15 protein-coding genes are annotated in these 25,893 nt (G+C 54.9%); 1 reads left to right on the forward strand and 14 read right to left on the reverse strand.

The window, feature by feature from the left end:
- The 14 genes from AC5DDB_RS27295 to wbaP all read right to left on the reverse strand — a co-directional run.
- Positions 1 to 1,262: phthiocerol/phthiodiolone dimycocerosyl transferase family protein (locus AC5DDB_RS27295; RefSeq protein ID WP_491742937.1), on the reverse strand; the 1,262-nt coding region annotated here is incomplete at its 3' end.
- Between the two features lie 33 nt (positions 1,263 to 1,295).
- Positions 1,296 to 2,063: an SDR family oxidoreductase gene (locus tag AC5DDB_RS27300; RefSeq protein WP_491742938.1), complete on the reverse strand. Its 768-nt coding sequence runs from the start codon at positions 2,061 to 2,063 to the stop codon at positions 1,296 to 1,298.
- 138 nt (positions 2,064 to 2,201) lie between these two features.
- Positions 2,202 to 3,380, reverse strand: a complete 1,179-nt coding sequence (locus AC5DDB_RS27305) for an aromatic ring-hydroxylating oxygenase subunit alpha (protein ID WP_491742939.1) — start codon at positions 3,378 to 3,380, stop codon at positions 2,202 to 2,204.
- A 118-nt stretch (positions 3,381 to 3,498) separates the two neighbouring features.
- The gene (locus AC5DDB_RS27310) at positions 3,499 to 11,496 is read right to left on the reverse strand and encodes an SDR family NAD(P)-dependent oxidoreductase (protein ID WP_491742940.1); all 7,998 of its coding nucleotides are present in this window, start codon (positions 11,494 to 11,496) and stop codon (positions 3,499 to 3,501) included.
- Between the two features lie 88 nt (positions 11,497 to 11,584).
- Positions 11,585 to 13,051: an SDR family oxidoreductase gene (locus AC5DDB_RS27315; RefSeq protein ID WP_491742941.1), complete on the reverse strand. Its 1,467-nt coding sequence runs from the start codon at positions 13,049 to 13,051 to the stop codon at positions 11,585 to 11,587.
- Between the two features lie 69 nt (positions 13,052 to 13,120).
- Positions 13,121 to 13,849 carry a metallophosphoesterase family protein gene (locus AC5DDB_RS27320; protein ID WP_491742942.1) on the reverse strand — a complete coding sequence of 243 codons (729 nt, stop codon included), beginning with the start codon at positions 13,847 to 13,849 and terminating at the stop codon, positions 13,121 to 13,123.
- A gap of 129 nt (positions 13,850 to 13,978) precedes the next feature.
- A complete protein-coding gene (locus AC5DDB_RS27325; RefSeq protein WP_491742943.1) occupies positions 13,979 to 14,968 on the reverse strand; it encodes an NAD-dependent epimerase/dehydratase family protein in 990 nt (329 codons plus the stop codon).
- Between the two features lie 2 nt (positions 14,969 to 14,970).
- Entirely contained in the window at positions 14,971 to 16,227 is a 1,257-nt protein-coding gene (locus AC5DDB_RS27330) for a glycosyltransferase family 4 protein (protein WP_491742944.1), read from the reverse strand.
- Positions 16,228 to 16,352: 125 nt separating this feature from the next.
- Positions 16,353 to 17,756 (reverse strand): lipopolysaccharide biosynthesis protein, encoded by a 1,404-nt coding sequence (locus tag AC5DDB_RS27335; RefSeq protein WP_491742945.1) that lies wholly within the window; start codon positions 17,754 to 17,756, stop codon positions 16,353 to 16,355.
- A gap of 93 nt (positions 17,757 to 17,849) precedes the next feature.
- The gene (locus AC5DDB_RS27340; protein ID WP_491742946.1) at positions 17,850 to 18,566 is read right to left on the reverse strand and encodes a hypothetical protein; all 717 of its coding nucleotides are present in this window, start codon (positions 18,564 to 18,566) and stop codon (positions 17,850 to 17,852) included.
- A gap of 353 nt (positions 18,567 to 18,919) precedes the next feature.
- Positions 18,920 to 20,308 (reverse strand): hypothetical protein, encoded by a 1,389-nt coding sequence (locus tag AC5DDB_RS27345; RefSeq protein WP_491742947.1) that lies wholly within the window; start codon positions 20,306 to 20,308, stop codon positions 18,920 to 18,922.
- Between the two features lie 22 nt (positions 20,309 to 20,330).
- Positions 20,331 to 21,533, reverse strand: coding sequence for a cytidylyltransferase domain-containing protein (locus AC5DDB_RS27350; RefSeq protein WP_491742948.1), 1,203 nt, complete (start codon positions 21,531 to 21,533; stop codon positions 20,331 to 20,333).
- 1 nt (position 21,534) lies between these two features.
- Entirely contained in the window at positions 21,535 to 22,395 is an 861-nt protein-coding gene (locus tag AC5DDB_RS27355; RefSeq protein ID WP_491742949.1) for an N-acetylneuraminate synthase family protein, read from the reverse strand.
- Between the two features lie 71 nt (positions 22,396 to 22,466).
- Entirely contained in the window at positions 22,467 to 24,044 is a 1,578-nt protein-coding gene (gene wbaP, locus AC5DDB_RS27360) for an undecaprenyl-phosphate galactose phosphotransferase WbaP (RefSeq protein ID WP_491742950.1), read from the reverse strand.
- 441 nt (positions 24,045 to 24,485) lie between these two features.
- On the opposite strand from wbaP, the gene AC5DDB_RS27365 reads away from it, so the two are divergent.
- Positions 24,486 to 25,790, forward strand: a complete 1,305-nt coding sequence (locus AC5DDB_RS27365) for a polysaccharide biosynthesis/export family protein (RefSeq protein WP_491742951.1) — start codon at positions 24,486 to 24,488, stop codon at positions 25,788 to 25,790.
- The last annotated feature ends 103 nt before the right edge of the window (positions 25,791 to 25,893 follow it).

Below are 25,893 nucleotides of genomic sequence, written 5' to 3' on the forward strand. Positions count from 1 at the left end.
TGACAAATTCCGAACCCCGCCCGGGTCCGCATGCGAATCGGCGGCAAGCCGTAGACGGCGGTGATGCTCAAGTTGCCAACGGCAATCCGACCGTCACTATCCGCCGGGAACCGTCGTCGAAACCGTCGAAGTGGGTCGTCGAGATTCGTTAACACGGCGGTCGCCAAACACCCGGATCGACGCAGCAACCCGGAAAGCAATTTCGGGTGAGCGGTCAGGAACGTCATGTCGTTCAGGAAGATCCGCCCGGCTTGCGTGTCTTTGATGAACTCCGTCTCCGCCCGCACACCGTCTACGAGCGTGTTCCAATCGCCGCACTGAGAATTGGTCCGTGTGAGAAAAGCGAACCCCATACGATTCGCAGCCGGCAAACGACCATCGACCCGGCTTCGCAAATCCGTGGGAATCAAAATTCGCAGGCGATGTTTCGGTCGGCTTCCGGCATGAATGCGGTTCCAATCTGCCAACGTGCGAAACAGCAACGCGGTGGCAATGTCGTTCAACGTGACACCCATGTCCCGCGCACAGGTCCGAAAGTGTTCAGTTTGGGCGGCGGTGAAATCACAGAGTTCCCACTGTAGTGGTTCACGATCGCCCGCGGAAATCGGTGTTCGATGAGGCGAGGCCAACGGCTTCGGCTTCCGCATGTGGAAGTCCCATCCGCCTTTGATCGCCTGCCAACGCGAAACCGTCCGCGTGGATTTTACCGGGGGGAACACACCTCGATCCGGCAGACCTTCGGGGCGTAGTTTTCGCCATTCAACTTGGCCATCTTCCGACGCCATCAGTTGCGAGTACCCTGTCATCAGGTCGATGAAAACTTGGGCGGCTCCTTTGCCATCACAGGCGGCATGGTGAAATTGCATTCGCAACGTCGAATGACCGTTCACGCGAGAAAACCAAATCCGCCAGCCGATCTCCTGAGTCAGATCGATATTCACGCCCCGCGGCGGTGTGTCGATCGCTTCCGGAGAAACTTCATCGACGCAGACATGGAATTCATCCCAGTTCACCCATTGCGGTACGCCATCGATTTCTTCGATCCGCGAACTTAACAGGGGCGAACGACGAGCGGTGGCAACAGCGGCCGTTTGCAACGCTTCAGGATCGATGTCACCCACGAAACGAGTTTCGGTGTAGAACGTCATCGGGTGTTCGGGTTGATCGTCGATCACCATGAATCGCTCGAACGGAACCAATGGCAATGTCATCGGTTCCTTCGGCAAAGATTCATCGATCGGCCAACATTCACGCTGTGACATCAAACCCCTCCGTGGGTCGTGGGAGTATTCGACTTAGCTGCGAATGCTAATTCCACCATCAATCACGAGAGTGTGTCCTTGAACCAAGTCGCTCAGCGGACTCGCCAGATACAACACTGCGTTTGCAACGTCTTCGGTTTGCAATTCCCGATTCGGCACAAGTAGCGTTTCTCGCAAGGCGGCGAACATGTCTTTCGCACCTGGCAGAAGTTGAATCGCATCCGTCGGTAACAGCCCGGCAAGCACCACATTGAAGTTAATGCCCTCGCGTCCCAACTCTAACGCCAGATGTCGGGTCAAACTTTCGAGTGCCGCCTTCGAAGCCCCGATCAAACCGTAATCGTTGAGTGCTCGCTGGGACCCATGACTCGACAATGCAATGACTTTGGACTGTGATCCCGTTTTCGCGGTCAGCAACGGATGAGCCGCCTGGACGAGTGTCATCAAGGCCCGTGCGTTGGTGTGCATTGCCGCATCGAAATGTCGGGGGCTGGCTTGCATCAACGGACGAAACCCACCACCTGCCGCATTGCTGACGAGAATGTCCAATTGCTCGAATCGTTCGCCGACGAATTCCATCATCGCCTGGGCGTCTTCAGCCTCACTGACATCGGCTTTCACCGTGAGTGCTTGCCGACCGAGTGCCTGCACCTCTTCGGCAACTGCTTTCGCCCGCGATTGCGAAGTGAGGTAATTGATGACGACATCCGCACCCGCTTCCGCCAACCGCAATGCCACCGCCCGTCCCACTCCCCGAGAACCCCCGGTCACGAGTGCCGTCTTGCCTGTGAGATCAATCATGGAAGCTGTCTTTCGAAAGTGCGTTCAAAGAATTCGCCACTATCAAAGTCGGTTCAAAATCAAAGTTTTCCATTGGGACTAGGACTAAGATCGAGCAACCACCACTATCTCAGTCGTCCCCCTAAACCCTAACCCCTATCAAGCTGCGTTCGTTTGATTGCGACTTTGTTGTGACTTCAACGCTTGTTGAAACGCATAAATGCGTTCTTCACATCGCCCGAGAATGCCGTTCTGTTCGCTGTAGGTCAGTCCGGTTTGGATGCGGTCAAAAAGTGATGCATCTTCGAGCAGCACCCGTTTCGTCAACCAAGCCGCGACGCCATCCCACCGCTTTACACACCACTTCTTGATGCCCGTTGTTTCACCGCGAATGCCGTATTGGCGAACGATGCTTCGACAGGACGTCGGTCCGGTCGGAATGACCGCATGACACAGACTCAGCGTATCCGTGAAGGAAAACAGTAAGTTCGGGAACAGGTGGTGTTGTTCGTAACCGCCGGTCACATCGCGACCGAGCCAGCCGAGAAACCGCCCTTCTTGTCGTTGAAACCAAGCATCCAATTTCGAATGCGGACTGAATGGCAATTGCGTGCGAAGTGCCGTTCGGTTCGACAGCAGAATGTGTTCGCTGCGGTCTTCGCCGGGGTCTTCGCGAAATGTTTCAGGGTGCACGAACGGCACGTGATAGGCTTCCAAAGTGTTCTCGACGACAACCTTCCAATTCACCGGAAAGTCGATATTCCAGATCATCGCCGGAGATTGCATCGCAGGAAAACAAGTTTCGAGTTGTGCTTGGAAATCGCCAAGGAAGTCTGTCAGCGTCATGGCTTGGGTATTGTCCACGGAGACGAACACCAACCCACCGCATGTGTCCACGCGATACATCGGCAAGCACGCCGAACCCTTCTGCGACGGACGAAAATTCTGAGCGGCGGGAATCTTTCGCGTGAGACCGTCCGCCCCGTATTCCCATCCGTGATATGGGCACCGCATGGTTTCGCTGTGACCGTGAGCTTCGTCGCTGATAAGACAATGTCGATGGGCACACACATTCGACAACGCTCGCAACTCGCCATCGAAGTTCCGGACCTGCACCGCGCGTCCGAACAGTTCGCAGGTCAGAAAATCACCCGGTTGACTCAACTCCGCTACTGTTCCGACGACATGCCACGCCGGTCGCAACACACTCGCGCATTCCGCCTCGTACGCCGATGCTGATGTGTAATCCGCAGGCGTCAAACAAGGATCGAGTCGTGATGGTGTGACATACATGGTTAATGGTGGAGAGCGAAGGGCCGAGAGTAGAGAGCCGAACAAGCGATCTCTCGGACTTCCAAATTGTTACGTGTAAATCTCGAATGTTGTCTGTGGTGTCGTGGGATGTGGTGATTAAGGATGAGTGTCTGGCTCTCTGCGCTTCGCACTCGACCCTCCGTTAATTCAGGAATGCGATTTCGTACCCTTTGGCTCGTAGAATGAGATCCTCGTTTTGACCGAAGAGTGCAAACTCGAACCAGGCACGCTTGCCATCCCGTCTGAGGAATTTCGTTTCGACGATGCATGCTTCACCCGGTCGGGTGAGTCGGCCAATTTCCAATTCACCCATGTTCGCGGGCAACGACGGAGAGGCTTCGACCTGCTTCCACGCCAGCAATGCGGTTGCATACAAGCAGGCGTCGAGAGCGGCACTGGGCACCGTCCAACCGGCAACATTTCGACGGGCACTGGCGAGTTCAGTCAGCGCCGGTGCCGAGATCTTGCCCCACCCCCGATCGCCTTGGTAACAGAACTTCGTGAGGTTCTGGAACACCGGACCGTGATAAACCATGCCGTCCCGATCGACGTATTGAATCGCTTCCCATCCATGACTCGGTGGCGGGCTGGGTTGTGCGTGCGTGGTGTTCGCCCCGCCGATTTCAATGGTTGCTTCCAAGTAGGTCCGGTCGGCTTCGACCAGTCGGCCATCGCGTGTGGTTTGGTCGGCGACAAGTTCGCACGTCCAATGATTGCCATTGCAATTGACGACCCGAGCACCGATTTCCTTCGGCGACTCTTCAAAGAACTTGAGAGCCCGTGTTGCTTGGATGTTCCGTAGACGGATGCGGCCCCGTCGACCGGCAGCACACATCGCAGTTTCACAAAGAATTTGCACACCCACTGCCAATGGCATGACCGGGGTGTCTTTCACACGATGTTCCACCAGGAACGGGTCGCGGGCTGGGTTCACCGTGAGTCGCACTGAACCGCTGTCGGTGCCATCGGCAAACGTGCGACCCAACATCGGACACCAGTCCGTCGGCAATTGCGGAGGTTGAAGATCCGGGTACCATTCCAACGCTCGCGTCTCCGCTGGGTTGAACACCCGATAGTACCGGCTGTCGGTGATCAAGACTTCCGGTTCCGGCGTCCCCGCGAGTAATTCACCGATCAGGTGGTCCACGCCTTCGCGAGCCGGCATGAACTGCATATCGATCATCTCGAGAGCCAACCGTGTCTCCGGTTTGACCGCCATGCCGCAGTCGTCCCATGCATGCCAATGGAAGGCCACTGCAGCCACTTCCGGCCGTTGCGAACGATACCAACCGACCAACTTGGCGAGCATGTCGTTCGAGAGCGAATAATCCGTATGCCCGTTTGCACCAAAGCGACCGCTGATCGAACCAAACCCGACGAACTGTTCGATCGGATCGGACTGTGTCAGTTCCATGAGTGCCAGGGCTCCGTCGACTTTGGCACGGATGCACTGTTGCACTTTCCGCATGTCTTTCCGATCGAATCGGGCGTCGCGTCCGATGCCGGCACCGTGGAGAATCCCATGAATCGGGCCGGATTGCTTACGGACTTCCGCCAGCGTTTCGGCAAGTTCCGCACGATCGGCCACGTCACAGGAGTGGTAAACGGCAGTCACGCCGAGGTCCGCAAGTTCTTGGAGCGTCTTGTCGATCTCGAGTGCTTTCTCGGTGTCTTGCCAAGCCCGCACGGAGTTTTCGCCGCTTTCTCGGGCGATCCGCATGACTTCGGCTTTGATCTGCTGACGGTTGTTCTCCCGCCATTCCCGCCAATGTGGTGGAAACTCGGGAGCCGGTGCAGTGCCGATGAGGTGCAACTTCAGGTCGTATCGGGGAGCAAGTTCCTTGAGCACAAAAGCCGTCACACCACGGGCTCCGCCTGTGCAAACCCACGTACCACCCTGACGAATCGGTCGTTGCGTTCGCGAAGGCACACGTTGCGGCACCGCCCGCACGACTTGTCGTCGTCCGGTATGCCAAGAGACTTCAAGATCGTGACTCGGCGAAGCCAACTCCCGCCAGATTCCGTTGACCACATCATTCGGGTTGTCGGTGTTCGCAGTGTCGACAATTTTTACCGGCGTGGAGCGATAACCATTCACCCAGTTTTCGATGCACATGGCTTTCATCAGACCCGCCAGCCCGCCGCTCTCGGCACTTCGCGGTTGATCGGCCGATTTGAGCGAGAACCCGAAGTCGCCGCCGAGTGAACCAACGCCGATTACCGAACCGTCTGCGAGTAACTCGTCCTGCATGGCCAGTTGAACCCAGCGTTGGCACAGTCCGAAACAACTCATCAGGCTGGTTTGGCGACGGTGTTTCCAGGCGGCTTCGTTTGTGGTGGTGATTGCGTCGTCATCGCAGGGTGTAACGAGGAACAAGTGCGGAACCGGACCGGTCGCCCAAATCTCCTCCAAACGTTTCACATTCGCGGCGGGGTCGGCGACCGGAGCCAACACCGTCGCGGTGACACCGACCGCTTCCAAACGCGTTTTCAGTGCATCCGCGATCCGATTCTGCCCGACGATCAACGCGGCTCCGCAGAAAGTGGGTTCTGCAGTGTCCGGTCCCGTGTTGGGAAGATCCACCATCCGCAACACAAACCGTTGCGAAATCGTTTGAGGATCGTCTTCGATGGTTTCCGTCACTGACTCGTCAACGAAGGGCGACTCGTCAGACCAACCGTTCTCACCCAGCAGGTGTTCGTGGTGAGCCAAGACGTTGTCGAAGTCCACACCGGTTCCCTCCGCCAATCCACGAAGTTCTTCGTGTTGATCGGAAGTCAGGGAGCGAGTCGATGTCACGGAAGTCGATCGCGTTTCTGCGAACGGATGTCGATCGGCCTCGGTCTTCAAGAAGGAAATGATTTCTGCTCGTTCGCGTTCGGCTCGTTGATATCCTTTGAGATACTTCGGGCCATGCAACGGCACGGATGACGGAACGGTTTCCATCACCGGTTCCGCGATCGTTGCAGTGACGGCGATTTCGTTCGACGAGGATGACGCACCGGCAACCATCTCGAGCACCTGCCCAAGCGTGCGGAGTTGCTGCATGTTCGAGTTGCCGGAGACTTCGGCATCAAGCTGAGTCATCTCGCGTAGTTCGCCGAACAACTGCGCTTTCTTGATGCTGTCGATTCCGAGATCGGCTTCCAAGTCGGCGTCGAGACTGACAACATCACGCGGATAACCCGTATGTTCAATGACGAAATCGACCAAGAACTGCTGTAAGTTGTTGACATCGAATTCCGTAGACGCTTTTGCGGTGTCGACAACGACTGCCGGTTCCATGTGCGTTTCAGTCGGCTGAGGAACACGCTCGGAAGTTGGGGCAGCACCGGCTAGTTCGAGCACTTGTCGAAGTGTGCGGAACGCGTTGATTGAACCGCTGCCACCGTCTCCGGTCAGTCCGGTCATCTCGCGAAACTCACCGAACAGCTGCGCTTTTTTGATGCTGTCGATTCCGAGGTCGGCTTCCAAGTCGGCATCGAGACTGACGACATCTCGCGGGTAGCCCGTGTGTTCGATGACGAAATCGACCAGGAATTGCTCGAGTGCATCCACATCGACGGCACTCTCAACGGAACTTGCAGTCGATGAACTTGGAACCGGCTGAGAGTTCGTTTTTGCCGGTTGATCGACACGTAGTTGTAAATGTGGATCGGGGTGTCTGACCGGTGTTGGCTCCGGTTGTGGATTGACTTCGGCCACCGCACTGCGGACCTCACCGGCTAACTCCAAGACTTCGCGGAGTGTGCGGAAGGCGTTGATCGAGCCGCTGCCACCTTCGGCAGCGAGTTGCGTCATCTCACGGAATTCGCCGAACAGCTGAGCTTTCTTGATGCTGTCGATTCCGAGGTCGGCTTCTAAGTCGGCGTCGAGACTGACAACATCACGCGGATACCCCGTATGTTCAATAACGAAGTCGACAAGGAACTGCTGTAGCACATCCAAGTCGATCGCAGGCATTGACTCCGCGACGTCCGGTGTCGTTTCTACTGGAGCAACAGTCGGTTGCTGTGGCGGTTCGTGCTTGGTCTCGGCGGCTGCACGACGTCGTTGTCGACGCGCAGCGGTGGCATCAAAATCTTCGAGCGGTGTCGAAGTTTTCGTCGTCTTCGCCGGGGAAACTGGGACTGCGGTCGTGACAGTCGAAACGCGTTCGGTTGGCCCATCCGTCAACCCGTAGGTTTCGAGCAACGCACGTCGATGCACATTCTGTTCCGCATCGGATCGGTTGGGGTGATCGAACGCAATGCACGTGACAGCTCGATCACTCAGAATCCGACGCGTGAGCTTGGTCAGGACTTGCGACGGACCGATTTCGAGGAACGTGTTCACTCCATCAGCCGCCAAACGTTCGACCAGCGAGACGAACTGGACAGGTTCGACCAATTGGTTCGCCAAGTTCGCACGGATGTCTTGGGCGTCGGCCACATAACGGGCTGTTACGCTGCTGATGATCGGAGTTTTCGGTGGGAGCAGATGTTCGGATTCCAACGCGGCTGTCAAACGACTTTGTGCCGGTGCCAAGTGTGGCGTATGGAATGCACACGGGACCGTGAGTTCAAACGTGGGAATACGCTTTGAATTCAGTTCCGCCATCACCGTTTGAATGGCAGCGGTCGAACCGCCAATGACGATTTCTTCGGGAGCATTGAAATGTGAAATGAAGACGCCGGCGTGACGGTCTACACATGACTGCACCGCGTCTTGCGCGGCTCGAACCGCAATCATCTGTGTGCTGCCAGGCGAAAGATACGACAACGCCGCTGCCCGACCTTGGGTGGCTCGCAATGCCTGCGAGAAGGACCACACGCCCGCCGCCACCAAAGCGGCATACTCGCCATAACTATGACCGGCAAACGCGAACGGTTTTACGCCGGCTGTGCTCATTGCTTCCCACGCCAACACATCCGCCACGAGAACGGCCGTCTGTGTGATGACGACATCTCGACCAAGTTGCTCGGGGCGGTCCCAAGCCATTTCGCGAAACGAAGGCAAACCGGCTTGTCGAAGACTGCTCTCGATTTCGTCGAGTCGACCACTTACCGAGGGCGAAGCCGTCGTCAATTCGCGGAACATCCCCGCATACTGCGAACCTTGACCGGCAAACAGACAAGCCAACCGAGTTGGTTGGGACCGCAAGTTGGCCTCGAACACGCCTTCCGTATGCAATGTGCTTCGACGGCTGACGTCTTGACCGATCGATTGCCATAAGCCGAGTTTGCGTTGCAAATCATTGGCATTTGTCGCGACGATCGCCAGTCGCACGCCATCGCCAGGTGTGAACCGTGTGGTCACCGCCGTTTGAAATGCATCTTCGCTGCGTGTGATCGCAGTTGTGATCTGCTGTTCGAGATGACGCCGATCAGGAGCAATCCAACGCAGAATCCGGGATGTTTGTCCCGGCGAAACGGAAGGCGAATTCGTCACGAACACTTGCTCCGTTGAGACGTCGGGTCGCGTCGTCGGGACACGTCCGGATGTCGGATCGAGAATCACATGGTAAGCCAATCCGCTGAGCGTATGGCTGGTCAAAGCGGTCAATTGTTCATTTTGCGAGTCGACAAGACTGCTCCGGACGAGCATCGCCAGTCCATGAGTTGCTTGCGTGTGGCCGATCTGCGGAAGAAGTGCGTCGCGTTGCTGGGGAGTCGAGGCATACACTTCGCGAATGCCGGCAGATTCCTGTTGGTCCCATGCAGCGATACCACTTCCACCGACAACTTGCCCGATCGCGTGTGTATCGATCTTCCCCAAGCGAATGGCTTGACGACCGGCACGGATGGCGGCGTCATGGATGTTGCGATCCGCTCCCGAACCGATGCCACGAATAACGGTGTGCACGGTGTCCCCGTCACGCTCGGCATCGGCCAAGTTCTTCAGCAAGAGCATCACGACGCCCTCGCCCGGTCGATGTCCGTTGCCTGGAGCTTCGGAAAGTCGTCCGTGTTTTTCGAAGGATTCGAATGCCGACAGGTCCATCGCTCGCTGTGCGCCACCGCACATCACGACCGAAACGGTTTTGCTGTCGAGAAGTTGACATGCCGTCGACAACGCCGCGAACGAGGAGCAATCGCCGGCATCGAGTGCCATCGCCCCGCCCATCATGTCGAGCGTTTTACTGATTCGCGATGCCAGCGTGCTACTCGTGAAACTTCCGGTTTCATCGAGCAACGCCGGGCGTTGTTTCAGGAAATGGGACTCGTAGTCCTTGCATAATTGTTCGCACGTCTGGCGGTCGATTCCGCGTCGTTCGAGAGAGGCATACAGCTCCCGTGTCAATTCGGGCAACCGCATACCGGCGTGCAAGTCGTTCGAGAACTCGCCACCGAAAATCGTACCGATGACGACGGCGGCGCGGTGTCGATCGAAATCTTTTTGGTCGTAGCCCGATTCAGCGAGTGCCTGAGCAGCGGCATCGAGCAGCATGAACTGCATTGGATTCGCACGTTGAATTTGCAACGGCGGAATCTTGTGCGTCTTCCAGTCGTATTCATAACCGTGGATGAACCCACCCCGACGCGGTTCCCCCATTCGCCACCGCGACGACGCGGCAGTCGAAATGGCCGACCGTTCGCTCTGCACGAGATTCGAGAATTCATCGACGTTCAACGAACTTGGCAAAACGACACCGCGGCCAATCACTGCGATCGCTGCCGGTTCGAGGGAATTCACACGAACGGAATCCGCCGATGCCGCCCGCGATTGATGTCGCGTGTGGAATTCCTCGACGACCAAGTGGACATTCAATCCACCGATCCCAAACGCATTCACCGCCCCCGCACGAGGACGATTGGCGTGCGTCGGCCAAGCTCGTCGTTCGGTCGCCACTTCAAACGGCAGCGTGTTCCAATCGACGTTCGGATTCGGTGTGCGGAAGTTGATGCTTGGGGGAATCGTGCTGTGCTGGATGCCGAGGATGACTTTCAACATCCCCGCCAACCCAGCCGTTTCCAAGGTATGGCCGATGTTCGACTTCACACTGCCAATGGGCAATCGCGCCCCGCCCAACTCTTGCGAGAAGAACTCGCCAAGTGCGGATAGCTCGGTCGCATCGCCAATCTTTGTGCTCGTCGCGTGGGCCTCGACGTAGTCGATTTCGGTCGGTTCGACGGGTCCGGTATAGGCGCGACGAATCGCTTCGACTTGACCTTCCTTTCGCGGTGCCCACAAGCTGCGACCACGTCCATCGCTAGAAAGCCCCAAGCCCTGGACCACGGCGTGAATCTGGTCGCCGTCCTTGAGAGCACGATCAAGCGTTTTGATCAGAAATGCGACGTGACCTTCCGAATTGACCAAACCATCGGCGTCGGCATCGAACGGTCGGGACCCCGTCGCGCTGCACGAACGAGCCTGCGAGAACAGGATCAGACTGTCTTGCTTACTGAACGACGAACCGCCGACGACCGACATCTCCGTTTCGCCGGATTGCACCGCCAGGGCACCGAGCGCAAACGCGACGAGTCCCGACGCACAGGCGGCATCGATGGCCATTTGCGGGCCATCCAACCCCAACACCCGTGAAACCCAACCAGCGACCATGTTGGCTTCCACGTCGGGATGGCCTTGCGAATCGCGACGGGGACGTTCGGAACGCAACTGCGTCGCGACTTCGCCGAGAATTGCATCTTGCACGTCTTTCGGGAAGCTGGCAAACCCGGGAAGATCGCGGAGATAGTCGAGGTATTGTTCGCTCAGGACGGCGTAATTCAGTTCGCCACCGATCGGACTTCCGCCAGAGTGCCCCACGTACACGCCTGCACGTCGCGTCGGCAAGTTCGCTGGGTCGTAACCAGCATGCCGACAGGCATCCGCGACAACTTCACAGAAAATCCGATGACACGGATCGCTGTCCTTGAGTTGCCGGAACGAGTCGGGATAGGTCGTCGTCGGAGGCGTGTCCTTCAACAGCCCGCCGATCGACGCATACGTGCGTCCGCGTTGACCTTTTCGCTCGTCGAGATACAGATCTCGATCGAGCCGATCAGCGGGCATCTCCCGGATCGTATCCCGACCGCTACTCAGGAGTTCCCAGTATTCGTTCAGATTGTTCGCGTCCGGCAGACGACACGCCATGCCGACAACCGCGATCGGAGTTTTCAATAGCTGCCCAGACACAGTGGCCTCTCTGTCATCCATGATCAGAGTCAGTCATCCGTTGCAACGTCGTTTCGTCGCAGGCGTTCTGTCACGCGGTTTCCATCCGAGAAAACCACGCTGTCTCCGCTTACGACGCTCGACGGACGCTCGCCGACGCCGTCCGCAAATGGTCGATCAAGGCAGTGAACTGTGTTCGCGATTGCGAATCACCGGTCAGTACCAAGGAACCATCCGTCAACACTCGTTCACAAGAACCCCGTCCGGAGACGAGTGTCCACAAGACAGACGCTGGGCCGTAGATTAGGGATTTTGTGAAATCATGGAAACCCGAATTTACAGTGACCGGCCGACCGCCTTCGAATGCGACGGTCCATTGTCCCCCACCGGGGCCAGTCAGTTCGAGTTGCAGGGTCGCGCGACCTGAGAAATTACGGTCCGAGCGTGAAAATGTCGATTGCAAAATCGCAGCAATCGGCGGAGCATCGGAAGTCGTGCGTGGGGGAAGCGTCGAAAATTTCGCATTCATTGCCCATCGACATAAGCGGACCAACATCGCCCGATCCACAACCGGACACGTGCGGTTAGGCAAGGCCAATCGCGTGTTTCGACAGTCGAATAATGGATCGGTTCGAAAGTAACTGCGGTAGACATCCATCCCGTTACGCAATTCGTCTTCACGAAAGGTGGACGGTTTTGCCTTGCGTCTTGCAGATGGGTTCGTCGACTCGGTTTGCTCGATCGCCGTGTTGATCGCCTCTTCGATGACCGATGTCGGTGTCAACACGGGATTCGTGATATGAAACACGCGGCCGAACTGAGTCGAGTCCTGCATGATCGTGGCAATGGCTTCGGAGACCCATTCCACCGGGACCAGGTTCTTTCGGTCGTCGGCTCCGAACCCCAAATTACGAATGAACTCTCGACCTGCCGAAGCGCCATTGGTTTTGGCGAGTAACCATGTCAATTGGACCGCGGTGTAGAAGCCACGATATGTCGAGGTGAACCCGGTCTTTGAATCGCCGATGATGACGGACGGACGATAAATGGTCGCTCGCTGACCGAAAGCGTTTCTCACAATCGATTCGGCTTCGGACTTGCTGCGTTCGTAGTCGTTTCCGAAGTCGGCAAGTGGGTTGGCGTCGGCTTCGCGAACTTCGCCGTGGAGTCGTCCGCATACATAAGCCGTCGAAACGTGATGAAAATCGCGAATACCGACTTTCTGAGCCGTTTCCACCAGATTCCGCGTGCCGACGACATTCGTGCGATAGGGCTCGTCATCGCGTGCTTCGCCATGAAACACCAGGCTGGCGGCGTTGTGTAATACGGAATCACAATGTTGCTGTAAGAAATGCGTATCCGCCTGACTGAGCCCGAGCCCGTCTGCTGTCAGGTCGCCATCAAGAACTCGCGGGCGGGGCAAACACCGACCGAGTCGTTTCTCCCAAGCCGTGAGAATTCCCTCAACGCGAGCCTGGGCATTGGCCAGTGGAGTCGATCGAACGAGAACGGCCACCTGGCGACCGCTCTGTAAGAGATCTCGCAACAGATACTGCCCTAGCAGTCCGGTAACGCCGGTAATCAAAGTGTAGGGCATCGTCATTCCATTCCATAGACGAATCGATCTCTGCGAGCGGCGAGATCTGGAGATGTCGAATTGAGCGAATTAGGCCCCAGCTTGAGATTGCGGATACGATTCCGGAGCTGTGACTTTCCCCAGGAAATTCGCTTGCCAAATCTGACCGCTATAAACTTCGAGTGCGGTCAAGCAACCACCGCCGTAGCAACCTGTGTCAATGCACGTTAGTTTTGGCTGTCGTAGAATCTTGCCCTTTTTGTTCGCTGTATGCCCAACGACGGCCGCCTTACCAGATTGATGTGGCATCGGCAGATGATCGACGAGCGATGTCCAACGCAACATTCGTCGTGACTGTTCAGCCAGCGGAACAAGTGGATCGTAATTGCCGTGAACGAAGAAGTGATCTTCCAACTCGACAATATCAGAAAAGGATCGGAGGAACTCGACGTGCTCGCTGGGAACAACATCTAAGCTTCCGCAAAAACCATAGGAATCAAGCGTGGCTGTTCCTCCATACTTGAGCCACCGTTTGGGCGGGGCTCCATCAAGCACATCTAGCATCATTTCATCGTGGTTACCAAGAACCGGTCTAAGATCACACCGCGATTGTAGAGACATTAGAATCTCGATCACTTCTCGCGAGTTCGGACCCCGATCCACGACATCCCCGAGGGGAACCACAATGTCGAGAGGACCAATGGGCAATGCAGACACGAGCGCATCTAACGCTCTCGCACAGCCATGAATATCACCGATAGCAAAAACACGCGACGCCCGGTGCGACGCCGCGTGAACTCGATTGAATCGCTTCGTCATTGCTGACAGGCTCACCTTCTCGATTTGTAGACCTGCATCTTGTTTGATGCATCAAATACTGGCAACAAACGCGCCAATAGTTGTTACAGACACGGGCAGAGAACCCACCAACGGCGAGTGGTGAGACCACTAAGCTGCCGACGCTTTCGATTTTTTGGCTTTATACTCAGCTTCGATCCAGCGGTAGGTCAGTTCCAGACCGTCACGCAGGCGAATACTAGGAGACCAGCCCAAGTATTTCTCGATCAAGGTGTTGTCGCTGTTACGACCGTTCACACCTTTCGGAGCATCGAGTTTGTAGTTTCGTTTCAGCTTCGTGCCGCTGATTTCTTCAGCGATATCGACGAGTTGGTTGATGGTCACCAACTCATTCGACCCGAGGTTGATCGGCTCGGGCACACCTTGTTCGGTGATCTGACGAATGCCTTTGATACAGTCGTCGATATACATGAAGCTACGGGTTTGATTACCGTCGCCCCAAATTTCGATCTCACCGCTACCGGTGTAGACGGCATCGATCACTTTTCGACAGACAGCCGCCGGTGCTTTTTCACGACCACCATCCCATGTGCCGTGCGGACCATAAACGTTATGGAACCGTGCCACACGGGTTTTCAAACCGTAGTCTTCGGAGAAGTGACGACACATCCGCTCGGAGAACAACTTCTCCCAACCATAGCCATCTTCTGGCATGGCTGGATAAGCGTCTTCTTCCTTCAGCGGAGTCACGTTGGCATTGCGTTGCTTGTCAGCGTTGTAGACACAAGCCGACGAGGAATAGAAGAAACGATCCGCTTTGCACTCTTTGGAAGCCATCAGCATATGAGTGTTAATCAAAACGCTCAACATGCAAAGAGCTTTGTTGTTTTCGATGAACCCCATGCCGCCCATGTCGCAAGCGAGGTTGTACACGTCGCTTGCGCCTTCGCACACTTCGGTGCAGGCATCACGAAGTTCCAGGTTGCGGACGAGGTTTTCCGCACCTTCGTGGACTTGGTACCACTCTTCAAAAGGTTTGACGTCGACACTGCGAACTTCAAAACCTTCTTCAAGCAAGTGGGCAACCAAATGACCGCCAATGAAACCGCCGGCTCCGCCGACAACAGCTAATCGACTCATAACTAAGCTCCAATCCTTTCAATACGGTCGATCGACTGACGAACAAGACGCTCAGCCGAATGAGTTTCCGTTGCTCCTCCGAGCAACTGTTCGAAGCGGTCACAAATCCGTTCGATATCAAAATGCGTTTCCGCATAGTTCCGAGCCGCTAGCCCCATCTTCAATCGGAGTGATGAAGACGAAGCGAGTTCTTCTGCCGCTCGGACAAATGCTTCCGGATCTCGTGGATCGACAACGAGACCAGCCGAATTGCCGTCGATAATCCGAACGGACAAGTTCTCCTGAGGAATCGCCGCAAGCATCGCACGTTGAGCGCACATATAACTGAGCATCTTCGACGGAACGCAGAACACGCCTGCTTCCGGTTCCAAGATGCCAATTAGGACATCAGCACTCGCAAAAACATTCGGCATTTCCTCGAAAGGCTGAAACGGCAAGACACGGATTGATTGAACATTATGTTCCTCGATCCGAGCTTTTAGCCATTCCGCGCCTTCACCTTGTGAAACGACCGTCAATTCGCCTTGGCCCGTCCGGTCAAGTTGCAGACCTAGCTGCAACAATAGATCAGGGTTGTGTCGAATCGACAATGTGCCGGAATATAGAAACCTGACGTCCTCGGTCAACCCGAGTTTTTGCGACCACTCATTGTCACGCGGCCGCAACGGCAACTCTTCCAGAGGAGCCCAGTTGTGAATGACATGGACTTTGTCATCAGGCACTCCCCATTTTCCGAGGATCTCTTTGAAGTCCTCGCTAATGACAACCACTTCATCACTAGCTAAGCAAGCCTTGCGGTCAAGGTGCATAAAGTAGCGACCGACAGCGTGTCCAATGCCTGGCAGTTTCCGCTTCAAAATACGGTAGGCAGCCAAGCCATAGAGATCCTGAATCCAGGAGAGAAAGCGAATATCATGTCTTTGGCATGCCTTAAGCATCCGGTCGGCAACTAGTGTCGGAGTATTGGCGACGATCACCGAGTCGGGTTTCCACTCTCTCACTCGTTGTTCCGCGAGTTTCGCATACCGAGCTTCCAACCGAAAACGGTCGAAAAACGAGTACTTGCGAATCTCACGACCGAGAGAGATTGAATCAATCTCGATACTAGACGCATCACCAGCTTGCTTTTGCAGCGAGCCGTGAGGAGTGTTCACAGAGGCGGAATAGAGATGCAGCACGTCGTGCCCGCGATGAGCGAGCTGGCGACTCAACTGAACTTGGAACGGATGGCCTGAGTAATCGTGGATCAGGATTCTCAACTGATAGCCCTTTCATGTCCAAACTGGATTGCCCAAGCGCTGCGGACGCCTCGAAGGTGGTGACCACGACGACACGCCTGAACGGAAACACTGAAGTTCCAGTACTAGGTGCAAACAATGAATAATTAACGAAATCGCTTCAGAGTACCCGGTAGCTCTCGACAGTAACGCTGAATGCTAGCCAGAATGCCCTGCTCGCCAAGCAAGACGCCAAGGCTACTATGAGTCCAGATTCCACAAAGCCGATGCGCTCCATACCAATACAAAAAGTATGAGAGGCTTCGAGCCGCTACGACCGCCAACGCAAATCCAAAGGCACCCCAGGCCGGTGCCGCGAATACAGCGACAGCTAGCATCACGATCAAGGAAACGAGGTTGGACCAAACGACCCAACGTTGATTGCCAGTAAAAATTAGAACGGAAGCCGAAGTTGCCGCGAACAAGTTTCCAAGTCGGCCGACGATAAGTAACCGAAGAACCGCCGCCGCTGATCGATAATCAGAACCATACACGAGTTCCAGGATTGGTTCGGCGAAGAGGAGATATGCAAGACATGGGCCAAGCGAAATGAGGCAAATGTAGGTCGAACAGACCTGCATTGTTTTCTGTAATTGTTCCCGTTTTCCTTCGGCGTACAGTGAAGGGATCGACGAGCGAACCACCTGCAAACCCAGCAGGCACGGCATTACGATTAATACGACTAACTGGTTGGCGGCACCAAACATCGCGAGTTCATCAGTGGAAATCAAAAAACCCGCCACGAATGGCTGGCCTTGTTCCCAAAAACAGTTCAGTGCGTCCATGAATAGCAGTACGAAGGAAACACCGACGAGTTCTGAGACCCGCGGTATCGGTTTGAACTGCGTAGATCCTAATTCAGGATAGCTGCGAACTGTATGTTGAAATGCGAGTTCAGAGACGACCCATGTCAGAATAATTGACCCGACGAACAACCCCAGTGTGATCTCAGCGGTGAGATTCTCTAGCATCACGCTTGCGATAGAAACGGATATCGCAAATGACAATGCGACAACAGGGCCGGTCCTTTGCGCACCAACCATCGAGCAGAACTTGAGGTCCTGAAGACCGCGAAGTCCTTCCCCGTTCAATATCAAGATCGTCAGAAAAACGGTTCCAACCGCTGCGAGAACTGTACAGACTTCAAAGTTGACAGTCTCCATGCCGTCAAGTTTGTGTCTCGCAACAAACATGACACAACTGCCAATTGTGACTGCTACGGTTGCACTACAGATGCCGAGTCCAATACACCGCCGACGAATTAACTTCAACGCCTGACGTGAAGATCGGCCAGCATGTTCCGCCAGATGTTGCATCACCAAGCGATCGAGACCAAACTTCGCGACTTCGAGAATTGCGAAGATGACTCCCACAAAGAAGATGACAACGCCGTATTCCGCCTTCGAGAGTTCCCGAGCGAGGATCATGTTTGCAAAGAGTGCAGCTACACCACCAACAACTCGGCCACCGACCACCCACGGAAGTCCGCGGGCTAGTCGTGAGCTTTTCACTTCGTCTTCGTTCGTTGAGTTCGTTAGAACCATTTTCATGAAAGCCTATATAGGCGAAATCTTGTTTGTCGCAGAGTCACACTCGAGTGGTTGCTATTGCAACACGACACCTGCCGCAACTTCAGCAACTGTTTGCTGAAGTTCCGATGGCTTGATATATCGGACGTCGAGCCCTTCTGTATCAAATTCTATTCGTTCACCATAGTCGACAAAGATAGCCGCACCCCCGACAAGACTGAACTCCATCCCGAGAGTCGAGTATCGAGTCACAAAGCAAGCTGAGTCGGAGTATCTATTGCTGCGTTCGACGATTGCGAGAGACTCAATATTCTCGATGAACTTCGAGTCTTGTTTCGGGTGAGGATAAACAACGAGGTCCCACCCTTGTGATTGACAATGTTGATGGCACGTCTTCACAATATCAAAGTCTGCTTGGTCGTTATCGTATTGAAGTCCGACAGCAATATGAGGTTCTTCACGTGTGCGCCAGTTTATAGAACCTTTAGGTTCTTGGACGCTGACTATAACTTGGTGTGTGCGATCAAAGTGGTTGCGAAACACACCCTCAAACCGCTCGTGCAGGAGACGGTACTCATCAAGTGGGAGATCACGTGTTGCGTTTTCTAAACTTCTTTTTTCCCATGCACCGTGTTGAATGCCAGTCAACTTAACGATGACGCCTTGCGATCGCAATTCACAGAGTATGAACACATAAGGTTGGAAAGAGGCCGAGTAATAGAATTCCTTGATGTCGTGCCGACGAACCAACGTCCAAATGGTCGCCAAGTCAAGCATCGCCAGCCGTAGCAATCCGTTTCTCGGTTGAATCGCCTTCAGACCTAGATACGAGCCAATCTGAATGAAGCGAACGATTAGAACAATAGCAAACAACGGGCGAAACGACTCCAGACGTAGTTTCGAGCGGGGGTGCGTTTGAAATGCAAAAGCATCGGATGGGTTGAATCTTTGAAATCGTGGATCATGAAAGTAGTGACACGGATGATTCGTCGGAATCTTGTCTTGGAAGACGCAAGCAACATAACGGCCCAGCAGCTCGACTAGACCGTGCAGAATCCCATTCTTCTTGCCGAAAGAGGGATCTTGCAACCGAGCGTACTCGACTTCTTCAGGAAGCTTCTTTGCGAAATGTGATAAGTTGGAGTTCATTGGTCAGCAGCCTCTTGTACTGCACGTAATTTTCGTCGTGAAGCTCGTCGCGTACTGTAGACATGGGAATGTCGTTGAACTGCAGGCTGACTGAAAAAGACCCAAGCGTTCATTCCGAAAGCGAATAGCAGAGTCGCCCACATATAGTACATTCCATAGAACATGTACAAGAAGCAAATCATGGGTGACCAAAGCACAACGAGGTATAGATAACAGTAGAGTGGAACGAAAAAGATATCACCCCGTGCTCTTTCGTAGCACAGCACTAACAGTAATCCAATCAGTAGTGAGGCCAGAACACTTGCGTAGCCGAAGTCTAAGAACAATGCACCAAACAGTGTGGTATAAACGTACTCTCGGGGGAACAGCCCTTCGAGTTCCGCTGCGTCGTAATGACCGAGGCCAATGTAGGAGAATAGCTTGAAGACAATGCCAAAAGTCGTGGCACCATGGGAGCAGTGACGTAGGTCGTGTTGGTCAACCAGGTATAAATACTCTGGAAAACTATGAGTGATGTACCCGGAAAACACGGTGTAATCAGAGAACAGGTCGTCTAAGGAGTCCGGCAACACTCTAGGTATCGAGTGCATCGCGGAACTTGGCGACATTAGATGCGTGTACCTGGCAGTCAAGGCAACGTCGAGCATCGACGCTCCTTTTTCCTCCAGCCGATGCGCTAGGACTTTGGCTAGCACAATGAAGATCAACGTTCCGCCGATTCCGGCGATCATGACCTCTCGAAGATTAAAACGACGACCGATGAGGTACTGAGCAAAGAACATCCCGAATGCGGCTACAGCGACGATAGCCCCTCGTTTTCCAATCAACAATGAGTTGAGGATCGGGATCGACGCCATCGCGATGAGTATCGCCATTGTGAGCCGGTATCGACGGACTGGAAGTCCAATCCGTTTTCTGGCGGCTACTAGCAATATACAGGGCAGAGAGATCGGGTAGAGCAGCGATCCGAGAACACCCTGGATTGATGTCGCCGTCTCAGCGTTGGCATTGTATTTTTCGTTGACATCAAGGTCGGAGAGAAACACGTCGGAACGGGCGACGAAAAGGTCGTAGCACTTCAGGATGCCGCCGATCAAACTCAGCAATACACAGATTCGGAATGCGAATTGGGTCGCCGGACTGTTGAGTACGCGAATGAACTGCCGAGTATCGACAAGACTACTTCGCGTCGGTCCTTTCTGAAAGCGGTGACAGATAGGTACCGTCGCGATGAGAATCAAGTTCGTTGCGAGCAGAAAAAAACTCTTCGTCGAATAACCCAGTTCGTAGTGGTGGTATGGCGATAGAAGATGCGCCACACCAAAGATCGCTGCACTGAGTAAAACGGCGGACGCTGGGCTCGGCAGCAAGAATGCTCGTTGCATTAGTGATTCTCTTTTGTCGATACTATCCCGCGAGGCGATTTGCTAGACCAGTGTTACGCCGCTGGATGTCATGACCGACAACACTATGACGATGTGCGAGAATCCAGTCACAGATTTCACGAACCGCTCCGTGACCACCGGATGCTTTGGCTGCGTATTGGGCAACACGTCGAATTTCGGGGCGAGCGTCAGTTGGGCAAGCAGCGAAACCCACTTGCTGCATGACACCTAAGTCGTTCAAGTCGTCGCCAATAAATGCTGTCTTGCAGAGGGGGACCCCATAGGTGCGCGACAGCTGTGCTGCTTCAACGACTTTATCTTGCACACCAATTTGACATGGTATGCCGAGTTTCTGAGCCCGAGCCAATGCAATTTGCGACGGCTCGCTAGTCACGAAGACAACTTGGATGCCCGCTTCCATGAGGCGATGCAAACCTCGGGCATCACGCGTGTCAAATCGCTTGAGTTCTTCGCCGTCAGCAGAGTAGTACATTCCGCCGTCGGTCATCGTTCCATCGATATCGACGAGAACCAGTGAGATCTGGTCGATCCGATCGTTTCGACGTTCGCGGGTCGAAAGCAGCGATTCGACGATTTCCCAGTCTTCGGGTTCGTCGAGTTCCGTGGCTGTTTCCGGCGACATTTCGTAGATGCCGATTTTACCGCCCAACCGACATTCTGCTGTTTCCAGCAACTCTCGACGGCTGATGTAGAACGCGCCGTTTTCAACGATGCTGCCATCAAATTGCTGACGCAACGGACGGTTTGACGGGTCGTAGTTCAAGGGCGTGCCATCGGGCTTCCAGTAGAACCGTTTGGAACGGACCCCGGTGAGCAGACTGTCTAGCGAATCGGCCTGGAACTGCGATAACGCGGATTCGAGGTCCGCGGCAGTTGTAAACGGCGACGTGGCCTGCATGGTAATCAAAATGTCAAAATCCGTCACGCTCGCAAAGTGCTTCATGACTGATTCTGTCGTTGCCGAGTCGGATGCCAACTCGGGCGGTCTCTCAATCACTTTGACGCCGAGTTCAAGGGACTCGACAACAGCTGCAATTGTCGGACATTCCGTCGAGACATAGACCTCGTCGATCAGTCGGCATGCTTTCGCAGCTTTGAGGACCCAGCCACACAGCGGAATGCCACCGAGCATTCGTGTGTTCTTGTTCGTAATTGTCTTCGAGCCACCTCGAAGTGGCACGAGCGTCACGATTCGATCGGACATGCTAGGCCACCTTTCGCTTAAGTTTCGCACGTTGCTCAACTTCGATGGGCAGAATGTCCTCGTTTTTATAGGTCAACGCAAGCGCGACGTTTTCCACATCGCGTTTGAGGCGTCGGAGACCATCTGGTTCGAGACTCGCAGCGTGGTCAGTCCCTTTCCAGGTGCGGTCAAGCGTGAAGTGACGTTCGATGACCGTCGCGCCAAGAGCCAAAGCCCCAACGTCGGCGGCGATTCCCAGGTGATGCCCGGAGAACCCAATTGCTTTCACTTGCGACTCGTATGACTCGCGAAGCCGAATGATTTCTTTGAGACAAATGTCTTCGAACGGCACAGGGTAGCCGGACGTGCAGGCATACAAGACGGTGTCTTTCGCGCGACCTTTGTTGGTCATGAAGTCGACGATTCGCTGTTGCTCCTCGGTGTCGGTCATGCCGAGTGAAATGTGAATTTCACCGGAATAGTTCTCGCAAAGCCATCCGAGCAAATCAAAGTCCAGATTGCAGGCCGATGGAATTTTGAGCAAGGTCGGCTCGAGCGGAGTCATCTCTTTGGCTGCGGTGAGGTCCCACACGCTCGTCGAATACTCGACGTTGAATTCGTCACACCAGGCTTTGAGTTGTCGATGCTGATCGACATCGAACTCCAAGACCTCGCGATGCTCACCGTAGGTCTTGCCGTAGCTGTTTCTCGGGTTCGGATGCGGCGCTTCGTACTCTTCAGGTGTCAATAACTCGCGAACTGTCCGCTTTTGAAACTTGATTACGTCGGCTTTGCAGAAGACTGCACAGACCGCAATCATTTCTTTAGCGATATCCATATCGCCTTTGTGGTTACAGCCAATCTCAGCAATCACGATGGGCATGGTCTTGTGGATCCTTCCAACAGACGCTAGTGGTAAAGTGTGATTCGGAATGCCATTGCCAGCATATGGAATCAATAAGCTCCTTCTCGGAGCACGGCCGTTTTCACAGTTCGAGCAAGAATGTAGATGTCTAGCCAAGGCGACCAATTGCGAATGTAGTACTGATCGAATTCCGCACGAGTCGCGAACGATGTCTTGTTGCGGCCACAGATTTGCCAGAGTCCTGTGATGCCAGGACGCATTCGGCAATACTGATCGAATCCCACGCCGTACATCTCAATTTGATCTGACGTCATTGGCCTAGGGCCAACCAGGCTCATTTCGCCGCGGAGTATATTCCAAATTTGCGGAATCTCGTCAAGACTGAAGCTGCGTAGGAAGTGGCCGACTCCTGGGATAATCCGCGGATCGGTTTTTAACTTTTGATATTTGTCCCATTCCGTCCGCATTTCGGGGTTTTTGTCGAGGTATTCCTGTAAAACCTCGTTGGCGCCCACGACCATGGTGCGGAATTTCCAGGTTTTGAAACGGCGGCCTCCGCGTCCGATTCGTTCGTGGCCGAAGAACACTGGGCCGGGTGATCGGAGTTTGATGGCCAGGATAATCCCGATAAGGAATGGCGACGCGAGGAGCAAACCAGAGCCGGACAGCAAGATGTCGGCGGCGCGTTTGCCCCAACGGTAACGACGTCGCGTCAAGGCGTGTTGCGTGTAGAGGGCTGCGGTCCCGTGTAATTCTCGGGCTTCGGCCCACAACGTTGGTTGCCCCGTCGCTTCGGAGAGCACGCTCAATTTTGGAAAGTGATTGCTACATAGTTCGACGGCATGTTGAAGTTTCGCAGGTTCGGCATCGGTCATCGCGATGACGGCCCATGGGGTTTGCAGTTCGGCGGCCAATTTGGCAGCTGATGACAGCGAACCAAACGACCATTCCTCGTTGTTGGCCGGGCGGTACTGACTTTCGACATCACCACGAAGCAACGCCACAGGACGTAAACCCAGGGCAGGCTTCGCTGCGAGTTGGTTAAACGCCTGACGCCCGTCGTGCTGTCCACCGATGATGAGTGCTCGTTGACCCCACCATGTTTGTCGTCCGAGTATCTCTCGGGCGATCAATCGCAGGGGAGGGCCGGCAAGGGTTGCGAGTGCCCAGGCGACCGCGAGCGTGCTGAGTGCGGCATCGAAGCTCAATGTCCATGCGATCCGGGCAGTGAGCAACGATACGAATGCGAGTGCCGTTGCGAGTGTTAATTGCCGGGTTTCCCGGATCGGGTGCATGCCGACCGCGGGATACAGACCGAAACACAAATAACACAACGCCGCGACCGGAACGACTCCCCACACGGCGGCCAACGTGCTCACGCCGGAGAACGCGGCCAGGGCAACGCTGGCAATCACAACCGATGTGCCCACATTGCAAACGTCCACGAGAGCCAACGGAAGTGCCGTCACAATCCCTTGCCAGGAACGCGGTACGACGCGTGAGCTCTTGGCAGAGTTCTCGGTCGATGGGGTCGCAACTTCACGGTTGATATTGGCCGAGTCTTGCGTGGAAACCGCAGAATCGATCGCATTCTGATCCAGAGGTCTCGTGACGACCGAGCTTTGATCAGCTTTGTCAAAGTCTATCGTGTCCGAGTTGAAGGTCATTCTGATCATCCTTGGGGGTGCGAACCGGCCCGGACTCTTTCGCCGTGGGCGTTGCAACGAACTGTTGCTGACCGATGTTGGGAACACAGATCGGCAACCAATGGCCTTGGCATATAAATCCATTTGTTCTCGTCGGAAGTTGACGATGGTTCGGATGAGCCTGTTTTGGGAATTTGGAATAAATAATCGGATTTTTCCGGCTGTAATCTCGGTGAAGTCGAAATCAAGCGGCGCGATGTCCAAGCCAGGCATGAGCAAATTTCCAGAAATCTCGCCAATTCTTGATCATCGTGTTCAAGTTGCCCGTACGACCGGACGATACGGTAGAAACCGGAGAACCCTTGCGGTTTCTATGGCGCTTGGTGGCGTCTTATCGATCTCAAGGTCTCCTCAAACTGTTGCCAGCAGCCAAAATCCGATTTTGGAAGACAAGAGAAGCACATGATTTCTTGCCATCGGCGTCTAACGGCCATCTGGGGATTGTTCCTAACCTGTGTTTGCCTCACGCAAGCCGGTTGCGTCCTTGTGAAGGCTCAAAACGCGATTCCTGTGGAACGGTTGCCGAAGACACTTCTTCACGGCACCAAAGACGGGGCGGTCGCGTTGGATCTCACGCTGCTTGAACAAGCTCAGCCACCAGTCCACATTGTGGGCCCGGGGGATGTGATTAGCGTGTTCATTCACGGGATTTTGCCCGCCGGATTAGACGAAGGCGCAATGCTTGGCAGCAACGGTTTCGTCGATCGCTCGTACTATCCGCCTCGGGGGAACGTCGATCCTTCGCGGTTCGGAGTTCCGATCGAAGTCGATTCGCACGGACTCCTGGCGTTGCCACTCATCGGAAAAATGCCGGTCGCCGGTTTGACTTTCGAACAATTAGAAGACCGCATCCGCAAATCGTATGTTTCCGACGACATCATCCGAGCCGATCACGATCGGATCATCGTGGGACTAACGCGTGCTCGCACCGAACGAGTGTTGGTCATTCGTGAAGATTCTACCGGGACCATGCCCACCACCCTGCACAAGGCGGAAGTTCCGTTCTCGAAGAAGGGCAATGCTCAAGTCGTCGATCTGCCAATTTACGAGAACGACGTCTTACATGCTCTGACCGCAACCGGTGGTCTGCCGGGAATCGATGCCGAGAACGAAGTCTGGGTGTTGCGTGGACGGACCGCCAATGTCTCTGCGATTCAAGCCCATTTGCAATCGGGCAACATCCCTCAGGAATTAGTTTGTCAGTGGGAAGAAGACGGTTCCGTGCTGCGGATTCCACTGCGGGTTTACCCGGGTGAACCGCTTCCGTTCGGCCCGAAAGACGTTGTGCTACACGATGGCGATATCGTCTACGTGCCGCCACGCAACGAGTTCTTCTACACCGCCGGTTTGTTGCCCGGGGGACGGATTCCGCTCCCGCGTGACGAAGACATCGATATCGTCGAAGCAATTGCCTTGGCGGGTGGTTCGCTCGGTGGTTTCAGCGGCTCCGGCGGGGCGGCTGGCTTGCGGGGCGGCGGTGTCGGCAGCATTATTCCACCGTCGCTGGCTGTCATCATGCGAAAACTGCCCGATGGTCGGCAAATTTCCATGCGAGTCGACTTGGCGGAAGCCATGGAAGACTCCCGACAACGCATCGTGATTCAGCCGGATGACGTGGTGTTCCTCCACTACACGCATCACGAATTGGTCGGAAACATCGTGCTGAACTTCTTCAACTTCAACTTCCTGATCGACCCCAGCAAATAGTTTGTTTGCTGTCTGAATAGAACTTCAAAATCGAAACCCGATGCCGTCTGACGGCGTCGGGTTCTTTTTTTGCGAACCTGCCCCGTTTTGCGGGTGTCCCGTG

It is taken from the genome of Thalassoroseus sp., assembly GCF_984380535.1.

Excerpts from the sequence above, each read along its gene's own strand:
- AC5DDB_RS27300 (WP_491742938.1), bottom strand. The coding sequence starts at position 2,063 with ATGATTGATCTCACAGGCAAGACGGCACTCGTGACCGGGGGTTCTCGG.
- AC5DDB_RS27310 (WP_491742940.1), bottom strand. The coding sequence starts at position 11,496 with ATGGATGACAGAGAGGCCACTGTGTCTGGGCAGCTATTGAAAACTCCG.
- AC5DDB_RS27315 (WP_491742941.1), bottom strand. The coding sequence starts at position 13,051 with ATGCCCTACACTTTGATTACCGGCGTTACCGGACTGCTAGGGCAGTAT.
- AC5DDB_RS27320 (WP_491742942.1), bottom strand. The coding sequence starts at position 13,849 with ATGACGAAGCGATTCAATCGAGTTCACGCGGCGTCGCACCGGGCGTCG.
- AC5DDB_RS27325 (WP_491742943.1), bottom strand. The coding sequence starts at position 14,968 with ATGAGTCGATTAGCTGTTGTCGGCGGAGCCGGCGGTTTCATTGGCGGT.
- AC5DDB_RS27345 (WP_491742947.1), bottom strand. The coding sequence starts at position 20,308 with ATGCAACGAGCATTCTTGCTGCCGAGCCCAGCGTCCGCCGTTTTACTC.
- AC5DDB_RS27350 (WP_491742948.1), bottom strand. The coding sequence starts at position 21,533 with ATGTCCGATCGAATCGTGACGCTCGTGCCACTTCGAGGTGGCTCGAAG.
- AC5DDB_RS27355 (WP_491742949.1), bottom strand. The coding sequence starts at position 22,395 with ATGCCCATCGTGATTGCTGAGATTGGCTGTAACCACAAAGGCGATATG.
- wbaP (WP_491742950.1), bottom strand. The coding sequence starts at position 24,044 with ATGACCTTCAACTCGGACACGATAGACTTTGACAAAGCTGATCAAAGC.
- AC5DDB_RS27365 (WP_491742951.1), top strand. The coding sequence starts at position 24,486 with ATGATTTCTTGCCATCGGCGTCTAACGGCCATCTGGGGATTGTTCCTA.